The 11,925-nt window shown below is 65.9% G+C and carries 19 protein-coding genes; 3 read left to right on the forward strand and 16 right to left on the reverse strand.

Annotation, left to right across the window (positions count from 1 at the left end):
- The first annotated feature begins 62 nt into the window (after nucleotides 1–62).
- Entirely contained in the window at nucleotides 63–242 is a 180-nt protein-coding gene (locus tag HLH34_RS04175) for a DUF3311 domain-containing protein (RefSeq protein ID WP_182940555.1), read from the forward strand.
- A complete protein-coding gene (locus HLH34_RS04180) occupies nucleotides 239–1,708 on the forward strand; it encodes a sodium:solute symporter family protein (RefSeq protein ID WP_183118360.1) in 1,470 nt (489 codons plus the stop codon). The genes HLH34_RS04175 and HLH34_RS04180 overlap by 4 nt, the downstream gene beginning before the upstream one ends.
- A 135-nt stretch (nucleotides 1,709–1,843) precedes the next feature.
- Here HLH34_RS04180 and HLH34_RS04185 read toward each other — a convergent pair whose 3' ends face one another.
- The 15 genes from HLH34_RS04185 to HLH34_RS04250 all read right to left on the reverse strand — a co-directional run bounded on the left by HLH34_RS04185 (nucleotide 1,844) and on the right by HLH34_RS04250 (nucleotide 11,104).
- The gene (locus tag HLH34_RS04185; RefSeq protein WP_264784388.1) at nucleotides 1,844–2,986 is read right to left on the reverse strand and encodes a glycosyltransferase family 61 protein; all 1,143 of its coding nucleotides are present in this window, start codon (nucleotides 2,984–2,986) and stop codon (nucleotides 1,844–1,846) included.
- Nucleotides 2,987–3,214: 228 nt separating this feature from the next.
- A complete protein-coding gene (locus HLH34_RS04190) occupies nucleotides 3,215–4,321 on the reverse strand; it encodes a site-specific integrase (protein WP_183118361.1) in 1,107 nt (368 codons plus the stop codon).
- Nucleotides 4,204–4,488, reverse strand: a complete 285-nt coding sequence (locus HLH34_RS19795) for a helix-turn-helix domain-containing protein (protein WP_373318618.1) — start codon at nucleotides 4,486–4,488, stop codon at nucleotides 4,204–4,206. The genes HLH34_RS04190 and HLH34_RS19795 overlap by 118 nt, the downstream gene beginning before the upstream one ends.
- Entirely contained in the window at nucleotides 4,481–4,723 is a 243-nt protein-coding gene (locus HLH34_RS04195) for a hypothetical protein (RefSeq protein WP_183118362.1), read from the reverse strand. Before HLH34_RS04195 ends, HLH34_RS19795 begins: the two co-directional genes overlap by 8 nt.
- Nucleotides 4,713–5,123: a hypothetical protein gene (locus tag HLH34_RS04200; RefSeq protein ID WP_183118363.1), complete on the reverse strand. Its 411-nt coding sequence runs from the start codon at nucleotides 5,121–5,123 to the stop codon at nucleotides 4,713–4,715. The genes HLH34_RS04195 and HLH34_RS04200 overlap by 11 nt, the downstream gene beginning before the upstream one ends.
- A complete protein-coding gene (locus HLH34_RS04205) occupies nucleotides 5,120–5,317 on the reverse strand; it encodes a hypothetical protein (RefSeq protein ID WP_183118364.1) in 198 nt (65 codons plus the stop codon). Before HLH34_RS04205 ends, HLH34_RS04200 begins: the two co-directional genes overlap by 4 nt.
- Nucleotides 5,314–6,087 (reverse strand): hypothetical protein, encoded by a 774-nt coding sequence (locus tag HLH34_RS04210; RefSeq protein WP_183118365.1) that lies wholly within the window; start codon nucleotides 6,085–6,087, stop codon nucleotides 5,314–5,316. The genes HLH34_RS04205 and HLH34_RS04210 overlap by 4 nt, the downstream gene beginning before the upstream one ends.
- Complete coding sequence (locus HLH34_RS04215; protein ID WP_183118366.1) at nucleotides 6,087–7,751, reverse strand: DNA cytosine methyltransferase; 1,665 nt, start codon at nucleotides 7,749–7,751, stop codon at nucleotides 6,087–6,089. Before HLH34_RS04215 ends, HLH34_RS04210 begins: the two co-directional genes overlap by 1 nt.
- Before the next feature lie 193 nt (nucleotides 7,752–7,944).
- Nucleotides 7,945–8,805 carry a DNA adenine methylase gene (locus HLH34_RS04220; protein WP_183118367.1) on the reverse strand — a complete coding sequence of 287 codons (861 nt, stop codon included), beginning with the start codon at nucleotides 8,803–8,805 and terminating at the stop codon, nucleotides 7,945–7,947.
- Nucleotides 8,802–9,353 (reverse strand): helix-turn-helix domain-containing protein, encoded by a 552-nt coding sequence (locus HLH34_RS04225; RefSeq protein WP_183118368.1) that lies wholly within the window; start codon nucleotides 9,351–9,353, stop codon nucleotides 8,802–8,804. The genes HLH34_RS04220 and HLH34_RS04225 overlap by 4 nt, the downstream gene beginning before the upstream one ends.
- Nucleotides 9,354–9,546: 193 nt before the next feature.
- Nucleotides 9,547–9,741, reverse strand: coding sequence for a hypothetical protein (locus HLH34_RS04230; protein ID WP_183118369.1), 195 nt, complete (start codon nucleotides 9,739–9,741; stop codon nucleotides 9,547–9,549).
- Nucleotides 9,738–10,151 carry a hypothetical protein gene (locus tag HLH34_RS04235; protein ID WP_183118370.1) on the reverse strand — a complete coding sequence of 138 codons (414 nt, stop codon included), beginning with the start codon at nucleotides 10,149–10,151 and terminating at the stop codon, nucleotides 9,738–9,740. The genes HLH34_RS04230 and HLH34_RS04235 overlap by 4 nt, the downstream gene beginning before the upstream one ends.
- Nucleotides 10,152–10,236: 85 nt before the next feature.
- Nucleotides 10,237–10,524, reverse strand: a complete 288-nt coding sequence (locus HLH34_RS04240; protein WP_183118371.1) for a hypothetical protein — start codon at nucleotides 10,522–10,524, stop codon at nucleotides 10,237–10,239.
- On the reverse strand, nucleotides 10,521–10,811 hold the full coding sequence (locus HLH34_RS04245) for a hypothetical protein (protein ID WP_183118372.1): 291 nt from the start codon (nucleotides 10,809–10,811) through the stop codon (nucleotides 10,521–10,523). The genes HLH34_RS04240 and HLH34_RS04245 overlap by 4 nt, the downstream gene beginning before the upstream one ends.
- Complete coding sequence (locus HLH34_RS04250) at nucleotides 10,808–11,104, reverse strand: hypothetical protein (protein WP_183118373.1); 297 nt, start codon at nucleotides 11,102–11,104, stop codon at nucleotides 10,808–10,810. Before HLH34_RS04250 ends, HLH34_RS04245 begins: the two co-directional genes overlap by 4 nt.
- A gap of 23 nt (nucleotides 11,105–11,127) precedes the next feature.
- On the opposite strand from HLH34_RS04250, the gene HLH34_RS04255 reads away from it, so the two are divergent.
- Nucleotides 11,128–11,328 (forward strand): hypothetical protein, encoded by a 201-nt coding sequence (locus HLH34_RS04255; protein WP_183118374.1) that lies wholly within the window; start codon nucleotides 11,128–11,130, stop codon nucleotides 11,326–11,328.
- Here HLH34_RS04255 and HLH34_RS04260 read toward each other — a convergent pair.
- Nucleotides 11,325–11,900, reverse strand: coding sequence for a hypothetical protein (locus HLH34_RS04260; RefSeq protein WP_183118375.1), 576 nt, complete (start codon nucleotides 11,898–11,900; stop codon nucleotides 11,325–11,327). The two genes, HLH34_RS04255 and HLH34_RS04260, sit on opposite strands and share 4 nt — an antisense overlap.
- Between the last annotated feature and the right edge of the window lie 25 nt (nucleotides 11,901–11,925).

Here is an 11,925-nt window from a genome sequence, read left to right on the forward strand (position 1 = left end):
TTGACAGGCCCACGCGAATGGGCGACGTCTGCCCTAACCAACAAGAAAAAAGGCGCATCGGGATGAAAATGCTCCGTCTGGCGTTGCTTCTGCCGTTCCTGGGGCTGTTATGGCTTCCGTTTTATGACCGGATCGAACCCTCGTTCCTGGGGTTTCCGTTCTTCTACTGGTACCAGCTGGCCTGGGTGCCGCTGACGTCCCTGCTGGTCCTGCTGGTCTGGAAGAAGGGCGCGCGTTCATGACCGCGCAAGCACCCGGTCCGGCGGCCCTGATCGTCTTCATCCTGTTCTTCGCCGCCACGATCCTGCTGGGCAGCACCGTCAGCTGGTGGCGCGCCCACCGGCCCGCGCACGGCGCCGACAAGTCCGAGGACTGGGGCCTGGGCGGCCGGCAGTTCGGCACCTGGGTCACATGGTTTCTGGTCGGCGGCGATTTCTATACCGCCTATACCGTCATCGCGGTGCCCGCCCTGGTCTACGCCACCGGGGCGTTCGGTTTCTTCGCGCTGCCTTATACGATCATCGTCTATCCGTTCGTGTTCCTGGTCATGCCCATCCTGTGGCGCATCGCGCATGCCGGCCGGCATGCCACGGCGGCGGACATCGTGCGGGCACGCTTCGGCAGCCGCCCGCTGGAACTGGCGATCGCCTGCAGCGGCCTGGTCGCGGTCATGCCCTATATCGCCCTGCAGCTGATCGGCATCCGCACGGTGATCGCGGCGCTGGGCCTGCCGGGCGAAATCCCGCTGATCGTCGCCTTCGTGTCGCTGGCCGCCTATACGTGGCTGGGCGGGCTGCATGCCCCGGCGCTGACGGCGTTCATCAAGGACATCATGATCTATATTGCGGTGCTGGCCGCCGTGATCGTCATTCCGGTGCATCTGGGCGGATATGCCGCGATGTTCGCCACCGCCGCGCAGCACCTGCCCAAACCCGAGGGCAACCACGCCCTGATGGCCGGGCAGGCCGTGCCCTATGCGACGCTGGCGCTGTCGTCGGCGCTGGCGGCATTCCTGTATCCGCACACGCTGACCGGCGTGCTGGCCGCGCGCTCGGCCGACACGATCCGCAAGAACGCGGTCATGCTGCCGGCCTATACGCTGCTGCTGGGCCTGATCGCGATGCTGGGCCTGATGGCGCATGCCGCGGGGATCGTGACGACCCACTCCTCGTCAGTCGTGCCGTTGCTGTTCCTGGCCATCTTCCCCGCATGGTTCAGCGGTTTCTGCTTCGCCGCCGTCGCCGTCGGCGCGCTGGTGCCCGCGGCGGTCATGGCCATCGGCGCCGCCAACCTGGTGACGCGCAACATCCTCACCGGGCGTGGACAGGACGTCGGAGCCGCCCGGATCGTCGCCTTCGGCGTCAAGCTGGGCGCGCTGGCCTGCGTGCTGTTCCTGAATGCCCAGTTCGCCATCGACCTGCAATTGCTGGGCGGCTTATGGATTCTTCAGACTTTCCCGGCGCTGGTGCTGGGCCTGACGCGGATTCGTTTCTCGGCCGGCGCGATGCTGCTGGGCTGGACGGTCGGCACGCTGTTCGGGACGTATCTGTGCTTCCAGGACGGGCTGAAACCCACGCATGTCCTGGCCCTGGGCGGCCTGCACCAGGCGGTTTCGACCGGTCTTCTGGCGCTGCTGGTCAATATCGGCGTGGTGGCCGTCGCCACCGTTCTGGTCCCCGGCCGCCGCACGGAAACCACCGTCGCCTGAACGTCCGGCCGGTTGTCAGGAGGGGGCGCCCGCAGGCAGATCGGGCGTTGCCCGAACCCACCAGGGCCTGAGGCCCTGGACCCCGACCCTGGATAAACGACCGGGCTTCCAAAGGGCGAGGCCCTTTGGCGGGTTTCAGGGCATCAATTCCACGACCCGCCGCGCCACCTGCCCGACATTGATCCCGTGCGCCCAGTTGGCGACATGGTCCTGCCTGTCCGCCCCGGTGGGAAAGCAGTCCGCCCAATAGGCCAGGTCCCCCCGCATGGCCATGGCCAGGAAGCAGGGATTGGCGTGATGGTCCGGCACCAGATCGTACACCACGGTCCCGGGCCGGCAGAAGCCGATATTGGTCATGCCGGCGCCCAGCGGCCCCACCACCATCGATGCGGCCCGGAACAGGTCGATCTGCGCCTCGGGCGCCAGGGTCTCGGGCCGCACCGCCAGGAAACCCATGTCGTGCAGTCGCGCGGCCAGAGCACTCTCGTTCGGGATGGCGCGATTGCCGGTTCCGCTGCGGTTTACGTACAGGCGCGCCCCCGGCCGGCGGGCGACGGGAACGGCCGCCGCCATGCGCCTGAAAACCGCCCCGCACAGCCGCGACATCGCGAAATCGGCTGCCCCGGCCACGATATTGCAATAGGCGACCCGGTCGACCCGATATTGCGCCCCGGCGGCGATCGGTTCGATCCCGCAGCGTCCGGGGCGCAGCAGTTCCAGCGTCCGACGCTGCCACGGCAGCAGCGCCGGCAGCAGCAGCCGTGCCGATCCCCATTCCGGCCGATCGGACAGGGACGCGATCACCGGCAGGGTGTGCGCCATCCAGTGATAGTAATTGCCCGGCCAGTGGTCGCTGCACGGAATGGCCACCCCCGGCCCGGCCAGTCGGCCCAGCCGCGCCCGATCGACGGTGATCCGCGCCAGCGCTTCCGGCGGTTGCAGGTAGCAGGTCTCGGCAATCAGGCAGCCGTCCTTGATCAGTACCCGGTGGTCGACATCGTAGACCACATCGCGCAGATGGTGGACCGTCACCGTGACCGGCGAACTCGACCACGCCAGGAACGGGTTCGTCTCGCCATCCAGCAGCGCGCCACCGCCCGCGAACCGGGCGGGCTGGGCGGGACAGGTTTCCAGGCAGGCGACGGAGTCCGCGACATCGGCAAGGCCGATCGTGCGCGCTACGCCCTTGTGAACAGGAGCATCGTCGCGTGTCCGGCGGTCGCGCAGGAACGAGGCGAACATGATCGTGGCGCACCCCATGCTGGATCGGCGCGACACCCCATGCGCCGCCCGACGGCCAGCATGGGCGGCGGGCGTTGATGTTTGCTTAAGGGCTCGCGCCAGCATGGCCAGTACGCACGACAACGCCCTTGCGGGCCATCCCGTTCTTTCGAACGGGCCGGCCGCAACGGCGATGGTCATCATATCTTTGAAAAAGCTGGTCGGAGTGAGAGGATTCGAACCTCCGGCCCCTGCGTCCCGAACACTTATAACGGTTGTTTCTTTTCAATCTGTTAGGTCATTTCCTCCACAGGAGTTTGAGCATTTTGCACCACGGGATTCCGTGAGTTTTTCCGTGTCCGTGTTCACGCGCGCAACCGGGAACTGTTGCAATATGCTCATGTCGAGGACGCGCGATGCTGCCTTGAGATGGCCTGGGCTATGATGGGCATAGGTATCCTCGACCATCCTCGTATTCGAGTGCCCCAGGAATCCGGCTACCTCCCAAAGCGGGACACCTGCCTGAGCCATCCAGGTGGCCGCAGTATGCCGCAGGGTATGGGGCGTCACGCCCTGAAGCCCAGCCCGCTCGGCCGCCGCGCGAAATCCGCGCTTGATCGAAGCGACCTTGTTGCCGGCCCACTCGATTACCCAGTCGGTCTCCCGGACGGCATGCGCTTCCTGTAGCGCAGCGAGCAAGCCGTCATTGACGGGAACGCGGGCCCTCCCTTTTGATGTGCGCGGCCTGGTCGGATCACGTAGGTCGATCACCCGGCCATCGAAATCGACCCGTGACCACGGCAGTTCGAGCAATGATGCGACTCGGGCGCCGGTCCCAAGGGCCAGAATGACGAACAGTCGCATGTGATGGGAACCGCATCCTTTAATGAGAGCCTGCGCTTCATCGCGGGTCAGCCATCGTTCCCTCGGAACGGCGCGCGGAGGCAGGGGGATATGCGGCGCTTCGGCCGTCAGTTTCTCTTTCGCTGCCCACCGCAGCGCCGCACGGAGTGCCTGCATCTCTGTCCGCACAGTACTGGTGCTGATTCCGTTGGCCAGACGATTCCTCAAATAGGCTCGGCATTCCGGGTCGGTGATAGCTTCGACTGGCCTTTCGCCGAACCAGGCACTGACCTGTTTGTGGGCGAACGCCAGCCTGTCCGCGCCCGGCTTGAGGGCATCCCGACGGTCTGCCAGATAAAGGTCCAGAATCTGCGAAATCCCGACTGCCTGCGTCTGCGGCCGAGATAGATCGGCGACATATTTCGAGAGAACTAATTCAGCCGACGCGCGATCCGTGCAGCCCGTAGAGAGGCGTTTGCGCTGGTGATAGATGTGCCATGTGTCGCGCCCTGCGACTCGGCAGAGTCGCGGCTTGTCGTTTGCGGGCATTCAGTCTTTGCCTCGATTTCCAGGACTGCGGAGAGGGGGATGCGGACCATCCCATCCAGGCGGATAGCTGGCAGCTTCCCTGCTTCAATCATGCGGCGGATCTTGGCGGGCGAGCACTCCCACCGATCCGCAAGAGATTTCACCCGGCAGCACGTCGCCTCAGCCATTTGCCTCTCCCTCACCGCGCGCCGGCGTCGTCAAATACCCCGTCAGCTCCAGCACACACTGGCCGTCGATCGTGACCAGCCGGCCGACGTGCGCGATCGCGCAGGCGCCGCCGTCCTCGCGCGTGGCACCGACGTAGGCGCCCTTTCCGTCGCCGTAGAGGCGGGTCGTGTAGGCTGCCTGACCGATCACCAGATCGGACAGGCAGGAATGGGATGGCAGCGGATTATCGGGCATCTTGAGTGCCCTCCATCCGTGTCTGGCTGCGCCAGTTCGGCCGCGCCTGGTCCAGCGCTATCAGGAGCGCGTCCATCTCAGGCCACGGATCGAATGCGACCGGGTCGCCGCCATTCAGGACCGACTCGGTGCCGGCCTCTGACCAGGCCAACCTGATCGCGGCCGCAATGACCACCTGCGCCTGGTGCCGGCCGATTGTGATTCCGGCTTCGCGCCCGTTCTGGACGCCGCGCTGGTAGACGTCCCCGATCTCGGCCTGCGCCTCGGCGCGGGCTCGGGATTCGGCTTCTTCTATGTGGCGACGGGCGCTTTCCCGCTCGAACGCTCCTATGCAGCGGACCCCGGACAGATTCCCGGCCAATGCGCTGATCTGCTCTTCCCGCGTCCTGTGCTGGGTCATGGGGCATCTCCCTGCTTGATGGCTTTACTCTCGCGGCGCGACAGGTCCAGATTGGAAATCGGCCTGGCCGCCGCACTGGCCCCACCCCACGACGCGCCACAGCGCGTGCATCGGTAGGCGCTGACGTCGCATCGCGCGCGATCACGCCAGACGATGGCCACGGGATAGCCCATGCAGGTGCAGGGTTCGCTCACGCCTTCTCTCCCCCCGAGTGGCGAATGGCGGCAGCGACTCCTGCCTTGTCGATCAGCCACATGCCGGTGGCCTGAAGTGTGTGCAGACCCCAGCGCTCCACGACAAGCGCACACGCCTCCCGCGTCTCCTGCGCGATCGTGTCGATCTGCGCGGTCAAGGTTGTATTCTCCTCTTTGAGGGACGCGAACGCGGCTTCGGTATCGGCCCCTTCGAAATCGGGATTATCGGTCCACGAAGTCTTTCCGGGGGACAAACGCTTCCGGTCATCAGCCTCCCGGTTCAGCGCCACGGCACCCCATGACAGATCGACAGCATAGACGCACGTATTCCCGAATTGGTCTCGGATCTTCTGGGCCCATTCTATGAGGCTGGCGATCTTCATCATATCGCCCATCGCTGCGGGCAAAACACGTCGCTCGATCTTGCGCCGATAGGCTTCATCGAACGATATGACCGTCTCGGCAGCTGCCTTCAGGTCTTCTATCTCCCGATCCTTGTCGGCAATCTCGGCGTCGCGGGCAGCGATCAGGGCTTCGGCGTCAGCATGGCGGACGTATTTCGCGTCGAGTGGCCCATATGACGCATCTGCAACGTCGAAAACCCGTAACTTACCGCTCGCCTCGGCGGGCGTGCCGACAACCCTGCAAAGAGTAGCAGCAAATCGGCGCACGTCTGGAGCGTGCAGATTCCACTCTCGGCAAAATGCGTCGACTTGATCGCCAGTTAAATTGGCCGGAATCAGAAATGATTTCGCATTTTCCATCATCATCACTCCGCAGCGATCACCGCCGCCCGATCGAGGGCGGTGACGCGGTTTGCCTGGGCCAGCAGGGTGGCCATGCGTTTGGGCACGCTGTTGCCGATCAGGCGCATGGACTCGCTCTTGGTCAGCGCCCGGCGCTGGCCGTCGATCTCGATCATGGCGGGCAATGTCAGTTCATGCGCGGCGGCCGCCTCGGACGGGTGGAGCATCCGCATCATGACGTCGGACAGGACATGCGGCGCGCCCTGGAACTGGACGGTGACGATGCCGAAGCGGGCCAGCGTGGTCAGGGCATGCAGCGGATCGCTTGCCGCCTGGCTCTGCGATCCCTGGCCGTAATATTTGGTCAGGAACGCCGCGACGGCCGCGACATGGTTGCCGCCGGCGGAAAGGGTCGGCACCGGGTAATGAATGTCGGCCGCCGTGCTGGTGCCGCGCAGCTTCGCCAGGGTGGCCGCCGCGACGTATTTCTGGGTGCCGCGCGTCATCAGGGTCGAAGCCGACTGGTCCATGCCGGTGCCGATGACGCCCTCGGCTACGGTGAAATTGTACTGGACCATCCAGGCGGCGACCAGCGAGTGGTGCTGGATCTGTGTCTGGGCACCGAGCGGCTGCGCCAGGTCCTGCCCGACGCTGGCGCCGCGCCGTTCCTCGACAAATGCCGGCGCCACGACCGCCAGTTCGCCCCGATGCGCTGCCGTCAGTGTCCGCAGGGGGTCCAGCATGTCATGGACCCGCACGCCACCGGTATGGGTCAGCGGCAAGATGAACGGCCGAATGAACGGCCGAGGCGATTCCAGCACGAATTTCCGCAGACCAACCGCGATCCGGTGATTGGTGTTCGCAGCCAGCGGACGGGCCCGGTCGAAAATCGACTGCATCGGGATCGACCAGTCGATGATCGTGTGTGCGCCGACCCAGGGTTTGAGGCGCAGGGCCTTGGCCTGGGCGATCGGGGCATGTGTACGAGCAGGCCAGTCGATCGGCTGGCCGTCCCGCCGCGCCACGGCGAACCAGCGCCGGCGGCTGGTCGGGATGCCGAAGTCGGCGCAGCACAGATCCCGGTCCTGGTAATCGTATCCCAGCCCCCGGATATGGGCCATGAACGCCCGATAGGACCGGCCAAGGCGTCGCTTGTCGCGCACCAGCTGCTGCATGTGCCGGGGCACATGCTCGCCCCGGGCTGCGACGGTGCCGTCCAGCTTGAGCACACGGCCGGTGGTCTTGTCGCGCTTTGCGATCAGGGGCCCCCAGCCGCGTATCTCGCGGACGTTTTCCATCATAATGACGGTCGGGCGGGTCTTGCCTGCCCAGCGGCAGACCTGCCACGGCAGGGACCGGACGCGTGCGGATCTCGGCGCCGCGCCCTTGGCCACGGAATGATCGCGGCAGTCGGGCGATGCCCACAGGATATTCACGGGCCGGCCATTGGTCGCAACCAGCGGGTCCACGTCGAAAATATCGCCGGCGACGTGGCGCGTGTGCGGGAACAGCGCGGCGTGCGCAGCCAGCGCCACCGGGTCGTGGTTGTTGGCAACGTGGACCGGCAGGCCTGCGTCCTCCAGGCCTGCGCAGGCGCCGCCCAGTCCGGCGAACAGGACCACGTTGATTGCGGTGTCCAGCGACCATTGCATCGGCGCCAGGCGACCGATTGGCGCAACGGCGTTCATGCCGCGCCCCCATCCACCGGCACCAGCTGGATTTCGACGTGCCTCACCTGGTCCTTGGTGCGGCCGCAGAACCGACAGCGGCCGAGCCAACCCCAGGAATGGCGGCTGCCTACGCGCTTGTTCGTCACGGGGCTGACGCCGTAGCAGCCCAGAGTCTCGGTGTGCCGGATTTTCCGGATGAGAGGGGTCGCGCTCATGCCGCACCCCCGAACCGAAAGGCCATCTGGGCGAGTGCGTCCTGCGTCGCAGGATTGAGCCACAGCGCCTCGACGCGCGGCTGGGCGCCGTCGGCGTGGGTGCTGGTGGTGACGCGCATCCAGCCGGGCAGCGCGGCGTCGTAGGACCGGTGCGGATAGCCACTGAGGACCACCATGCCGGTCAGCTCGCACAGCGCGCCCAGCAGCCGTGCATGGTCCTCGGCCGTCAGCTCGTGCACGTAGCCGTGCCCCCGGTGCGACAGGCGGCGGGTAGTCGGCAGATAGGGCGGGTCGACGTAATGCAGTGTGGTCGGCCGGTCGTGCATCCGCATGACCTCGACCGCATCGCGGTGTTCTATGACGACTGCCTGAAGGCGGTCGACGGTCAGTCGCAATGCGTCCGGATATGCTGCCCATTCACGCGCCGCAGTGCATTTACCGCGATCGCGATTGCTACCAGACCGAAAGCCGGTCGTTCGATCGGCGCGGCACGCATCGGACCCGTATCCCATGAATGACCTGACGATCAGTCTGCGGGCGCGCTCGACCGGATCCGCATCGGGCGCCGGCCGGCGACAATCGGCGTCCTCGGCCCGTGCGAACGGCGTGAGGCGCAGTCCTGCGATCAGGCGTTCCGCCTGGTCGGCGTTACGCAGGACCCGGAACAAGCCGACCACGTCGTCGTCCAGGTCGTTATAGACCTCGGCGCCGACCCGCGGCTTGCGCAGGAGGACGGATGCCGCACCGCCGAACGGCTCGACATAGCAATCGTGCGGCGGGAAATGCTCGATCACCCACGGGGCAAGGCGCCATTTGCCGCCATGCCAGCGGAGGGCTGGACGTGGGATGGCGTTCATGCCTGTACTCCCCAAATCTTCGCGTCCTCTGCAAGAATTTCATCCATTGCGCCCGGAAGCGCGTCCAGGACAGAAAACAGATCCAGCAGCCGCACCAGGCGAGGCTGTGAAGCTCCCGCCTCCCATTCCTTTACGATCTCGGCCCTGACCCCAACGGCCTTGGCCAGATCCTGCTGGCTCATGCCGGATTTTTCCCGCTCTCGGCGCAGGATCGCAGCAATCGTGCGCGTCAGCGCGACCTCACGACCGGCGGGTATCTGATGGACCGACCGCACGCGCGTCTTGTCCGGGGCAGGCTCTTGCACCGAGCCCAGCCCGACTGCGTCCAGCAAAAAGCGCTGTGCTTTCTCAAGCGGCGTCCAAAATGCATCGGGCGGCATAAGTTCCTGATCGTCGCCATCTTCCTGCACGACAATGCAGGTCCAGCCCTGGCTGTGGTCTTTGTTGTCCTCCCATAGGATGAGCGCCCCGGCGCGTTTGCCGTCCACGATGAGCGTCATCTCGTCGTCGGTTTCAGACGGCACCCAAGCATATCGCTGCTTGCTCATGTCGCCCCTCCCTCATCGGGAGCCGACTTGATTTCGATAATTCGCACCTGATCCTGCGTGCGATTACAGAATTCGCATCGCCCCAGACGGTCCCACCTATGCCGGCTTCCGACAACGCGGTTGGTCACGGCACTAAAGCCCCAGCAACCCAGGGTCCGAACCGTTCGAATTTTCCTGCCTCGGCGGGTTCGCATCATGCTCGCCCTCCCCGCGCCCAAGCCTGCCGCCCGTCGCCGTCGCCGTCGCAACCGGCGCAGATCGCCAGGGCCTCGACGGTGTGAAAGGTGAAAATGTCCCGACCGCCCGACCAGGTGGTGCGGATCCAGCCCCGGCCCGCGCAATCGCGGCAGGCGCGCAGGGCGATGATGATGGCGAGCCAGCACATCATGTCCCGCCCTCCCGGTCCGCCTTGATCCCCAGATCCACCAGCCACCGCACCGCCGCGGCGAAAGTCAGCGGATGCTGGCCGCCGATGGCGACCAGGTGGATGTCGCGCACGGTGTCGACCGCCAGGCAGGTTGATACGATGCGGCGCTTACCGACCGGGCGCAGGGATTCGGCGGGCGGTGTACGGTATTTCGTGGCATCCTCCAGGCCGTATTCGATCAGGGTACGGACGCGGTCCATCAGCGACCGGCCGCGCATCGTCTCAATGTGGCGGATCTGCCGTCCATGCAGACAGACCCGGTTCAGCGCCATGCCGGCACTGTTGACGTTGCGGATAGCCGGCACCCCGGCCCGCGCCGTCATGATGGTGCGGGCGATGGCGTCCTCGATGTCGATCTGGCCCGGCGTCATGACAGCCCCCACAGCACGACGCAGATGGTGGCCAACCAGAACAGCACGGCGAAACCTGTCGCGTTCAGCAGCGCCTTTGCCGACATCACGAGATAAACCCCCGATGCGGGATCATGCGGCTGGCGCGCGGAACCGGCGGAATATGGGGCACGCCGGGGTTGCGCAGGATGATGTCCTCGATTTCCTGCGCCAGGCCGATGGCGACGTTCACGAGCGTTTCCGCCATGTCGGTATTGCCCTGGTGGCGGCTCAGTTCCGCGCTGCGGCGCAGGAACGAGATATCCTCCAACAATTTCGTCACGCGCTCCTGACGATCGGGGGCGCAGTTCTCCAGCTGGCGCATCAGGTCGATGGCCGGGACGGACTTGGTCATGGGGTCGGTTCTCCGGTTCCGCTCGCGGCGGAGTTGGGAAATTCGATGATTTGGGCGGGCTGCGTTCCAGACCGGCGCGCCTCAAGCCGCATCGCGGCGGCGCGCAGGCGCACGGCCTGGTGGCGGGCATCGGCGGCGGCGCGCAGGCTGCGCTCCTGGTCCAGTTCCGACGCAAGGCGGTCCAGAGTGTCGGACAGGTACAGCAGGCGCGACGGGTCAACAGGCGGGTCGGCCAGGATGCCGTCCACGGAACGGGACAGCGGCGTGATGTCGATGCCGCCGGTCATCGCGCAAGGCCCGCCGATACGCGGCGACGCACGCGGCGCGCCGGGATGGCCCGGTCGCGGCGCGTGGCCTCAGCCTGCCGGGCGGCGGCGGCATCGATCTCGCGGGTGATGGCGGTGCGCGCCACGGTGCAGGCCGACAGCAGGTCATGCCCGTCGATGTCGGACATCCGATGCGACCGTGACAGGATCGACGACGCAACCTCGATCACGCGGACCAGGGCAGCGTTCGTGCCCAGCTCGGCCCGTGGGACGGTGACGGTTTCCAGCGCCTGCAGGGTGCGATCGGCGCTCATGCCGGCAGTCCCTGCATGCGGGAATGGCCGTTGCCAGCCATTCCCGCAGCTTCCATCATCGATGTGTCAACCGAATCGATGAGGAAACCAGTGGTAAAGCAACCGATGCGACCGAGCGCGCCGATCCGGCCGCCGGTCGTTCCGAGATCTCCGGATACGAAAAACGTGCCTCCGACCGCGCCACGGCCAACGCCGGCCTCGCCAATGACGCGGCAGGGGCCTAGCGGACCGCCGCCAACACGAAAAGGCTGACGACCAGCGCCGACATCGGAACGGCCAAAAACCACCGCCAGCCCAGCGTCAGCGAACGGAAGGCGGCATGAAGCGCGGCGTCGTTGGTCGTCACCCCAACGGCGCCCGCCTGTGCAAAGGCCTGCAAGACTTCCAGTTCGCTCGGCTCCGTCATGTCGGACGCCACAAGCCACCCAATATCCGCACCGCCGGCGCTCCAATCCTTTGGCGTGAATACTCGTGTCAGAAGGAAGGCAGACGTCGCTGCAGGAATCAGAACACTGAGTGCCATCGCTACAACGGCCGCTGCGGAAAGGTTGCCGGGCGCGGTCGAAACGAGCCTTGAGAGCGTTGCGGTGACCGTCGCAATGACCTCTGCACTCAGCCATCCGAGCAATGTCGTTGCGCGCGTTTCGTAGACGCCGAGCGTCGTGGTCTGCGTCGCGATACGCTTCTCGATCTGCGCCATCGCTTCTTTCGCCTGCCAGAGCGGGAAATCCGCCCCGATCGCGCCCCACGCTGGCTCCTGCGGGGCGGGCAATGGCGTGATTTCGTCTTCCGCCATGGATGCTCCTGATCTGGTCGGAGTG

It is taken from the genome of Gluconacetobacter azotocaptans, assembly GCF_014174355.1.
Classification (GTDB): domain Bacteria; phylum Pseudomonadota; class Alphaproteobacteria; order Acetobacterales; family Acetobacteraceae; genus Gluconacetobacter; species Gluconacetobacter azotocaptans.

What these genes read in the sequence shown, in the direction of transcription:
- HLH34_RS04175 (WP_182940555.1), top strand. Translation starts at nt 63, where the DNA reads ATGAAAATGCTCCGTCTGGCGTTGCTTCTGCCGTTCCTGGGGCTGTTA.
- HLH34_RS04180 (WP_183118360.1), top strand. Translation starts at nt 239, where the DNA reads ATGACCGCGCAAGCACCCGGTCCGGCGGCCCTGATCGTCTTCATCCTG.
- HLH34_RS04190 (WP_183118361.1), bottom strand. Translation starts at nt 4,321, where the DNA reads ATGCCCGCAAACGACAAGCCGCGACTCTGCCGAGTCGCAGGGCGCGAC.
- HLH34_RS19795 (WP_373318618.1), bottom strand. Translation starts at nt 4,488, where the DNA reads ATGGCTGAGGCGACGTGCTGCCGGGTGAAATCTCTTGCGGATCGGTGG.
- HLH34_RS04195 (WP_183118362.1), bottom strand. Translation starts at nt 4,723, where the DNA reads ATGCCCGATAATCCGCTGCCATCCCATTCCTGCCTGTCCGATCTGGTG.
- HLH34_RS04200 (WP_183118363.1), bottom strand. Translation starts at nt 5,123, where the DNA reads ATGACCCAGCACAGGACGCGGGAAGAGCAGATCAGCGCATTGGCCGGG.
- HLH34_RS04210 (WP_183118365.1), bottom strand. Translation starts at nt 6,087, where the DNA reads ATGATGATGGAAAATGCGAAATCATTTCTGATTCCGGCCAATTTAACT.
- HLH34_RS04215 (WP_183118366.1), bottom strand. Translation starts at nt 7,751, where the DNA reads ATGAACGCCGTTGCGCCAATCGGTCGCCTGGCGCCGATGCAATGGTCG.
- HLH34_RS04220 (WP_183118367.1), bottom strand. Translation starts at nt 8,805, where the DNA reads ATGAACGCCATCCCACGTCCAGCCCTCCGCTGGCATGGCGGCAAATGG.
- HLH34_RS04225 (WP_183118368.1), bottom strand. Translation starts at nt 9,353, where the DNA reads ATGAGCAAGCAGCGATATGCTTGGGTGCCGTCTGAAACCGACGACGAG.
- HLH34_RS04230 (WP_183118369.1), bottom strand. Translation starts at nt 9,741, where the DNA reads ATGATGTGCTGGCTCGCCATCATCATCGCCCTGCGCGCCTGCCGCGAT.
- HLH34_RS04235 (WP_183118370.1), bottom strand. Translation starts at nt 10,151, where the DNA reads ATGACGCCGGGCCAGATCGACATCGAGGACGCCATCGCCCGCACCATC.
- HLH34_RS04240 (WP_183118371.1), bottom strand. Translation starts at nt 10,524, where the DNA reads ATGACCAAGTCCGTCCCGGCCATCGACCTGATGCGCCAGCTGGAGAAC.
- HLH34_RS04245 (WP_183118372.1), bottom strand. Translation starts at nt 10,811, where the DNA reads ATGACCGGCGGCATCGACATCACGCCGCTGTCCCGTTCCGTGGACGGC.
- HLH34_RS04250 (WP_183118373.1), bottom strand. Translation starts at nt 11,104, where the DNA reads ATGAGCGCCGATCGCACCCTGCAGGCGCTGGAAACCGTCACCGTCCCA.
- HLH34_RS04255 (WP_183118374.1), top strand. Translation starts at nt 11,128, where the DNA reads ATGGCCGTTGCCAGCCATTCCCGCAGCTTCCATCATCGATGTGTCAAC.
- HLH34_RS04260 (WP_183118375.1), bottom strand. Translation starts at nt 11,900, where the DNA reads ATGGCGGAAGACGAAATCACGCCATTGCCCGCCCCGCAGGAGCCAGCG.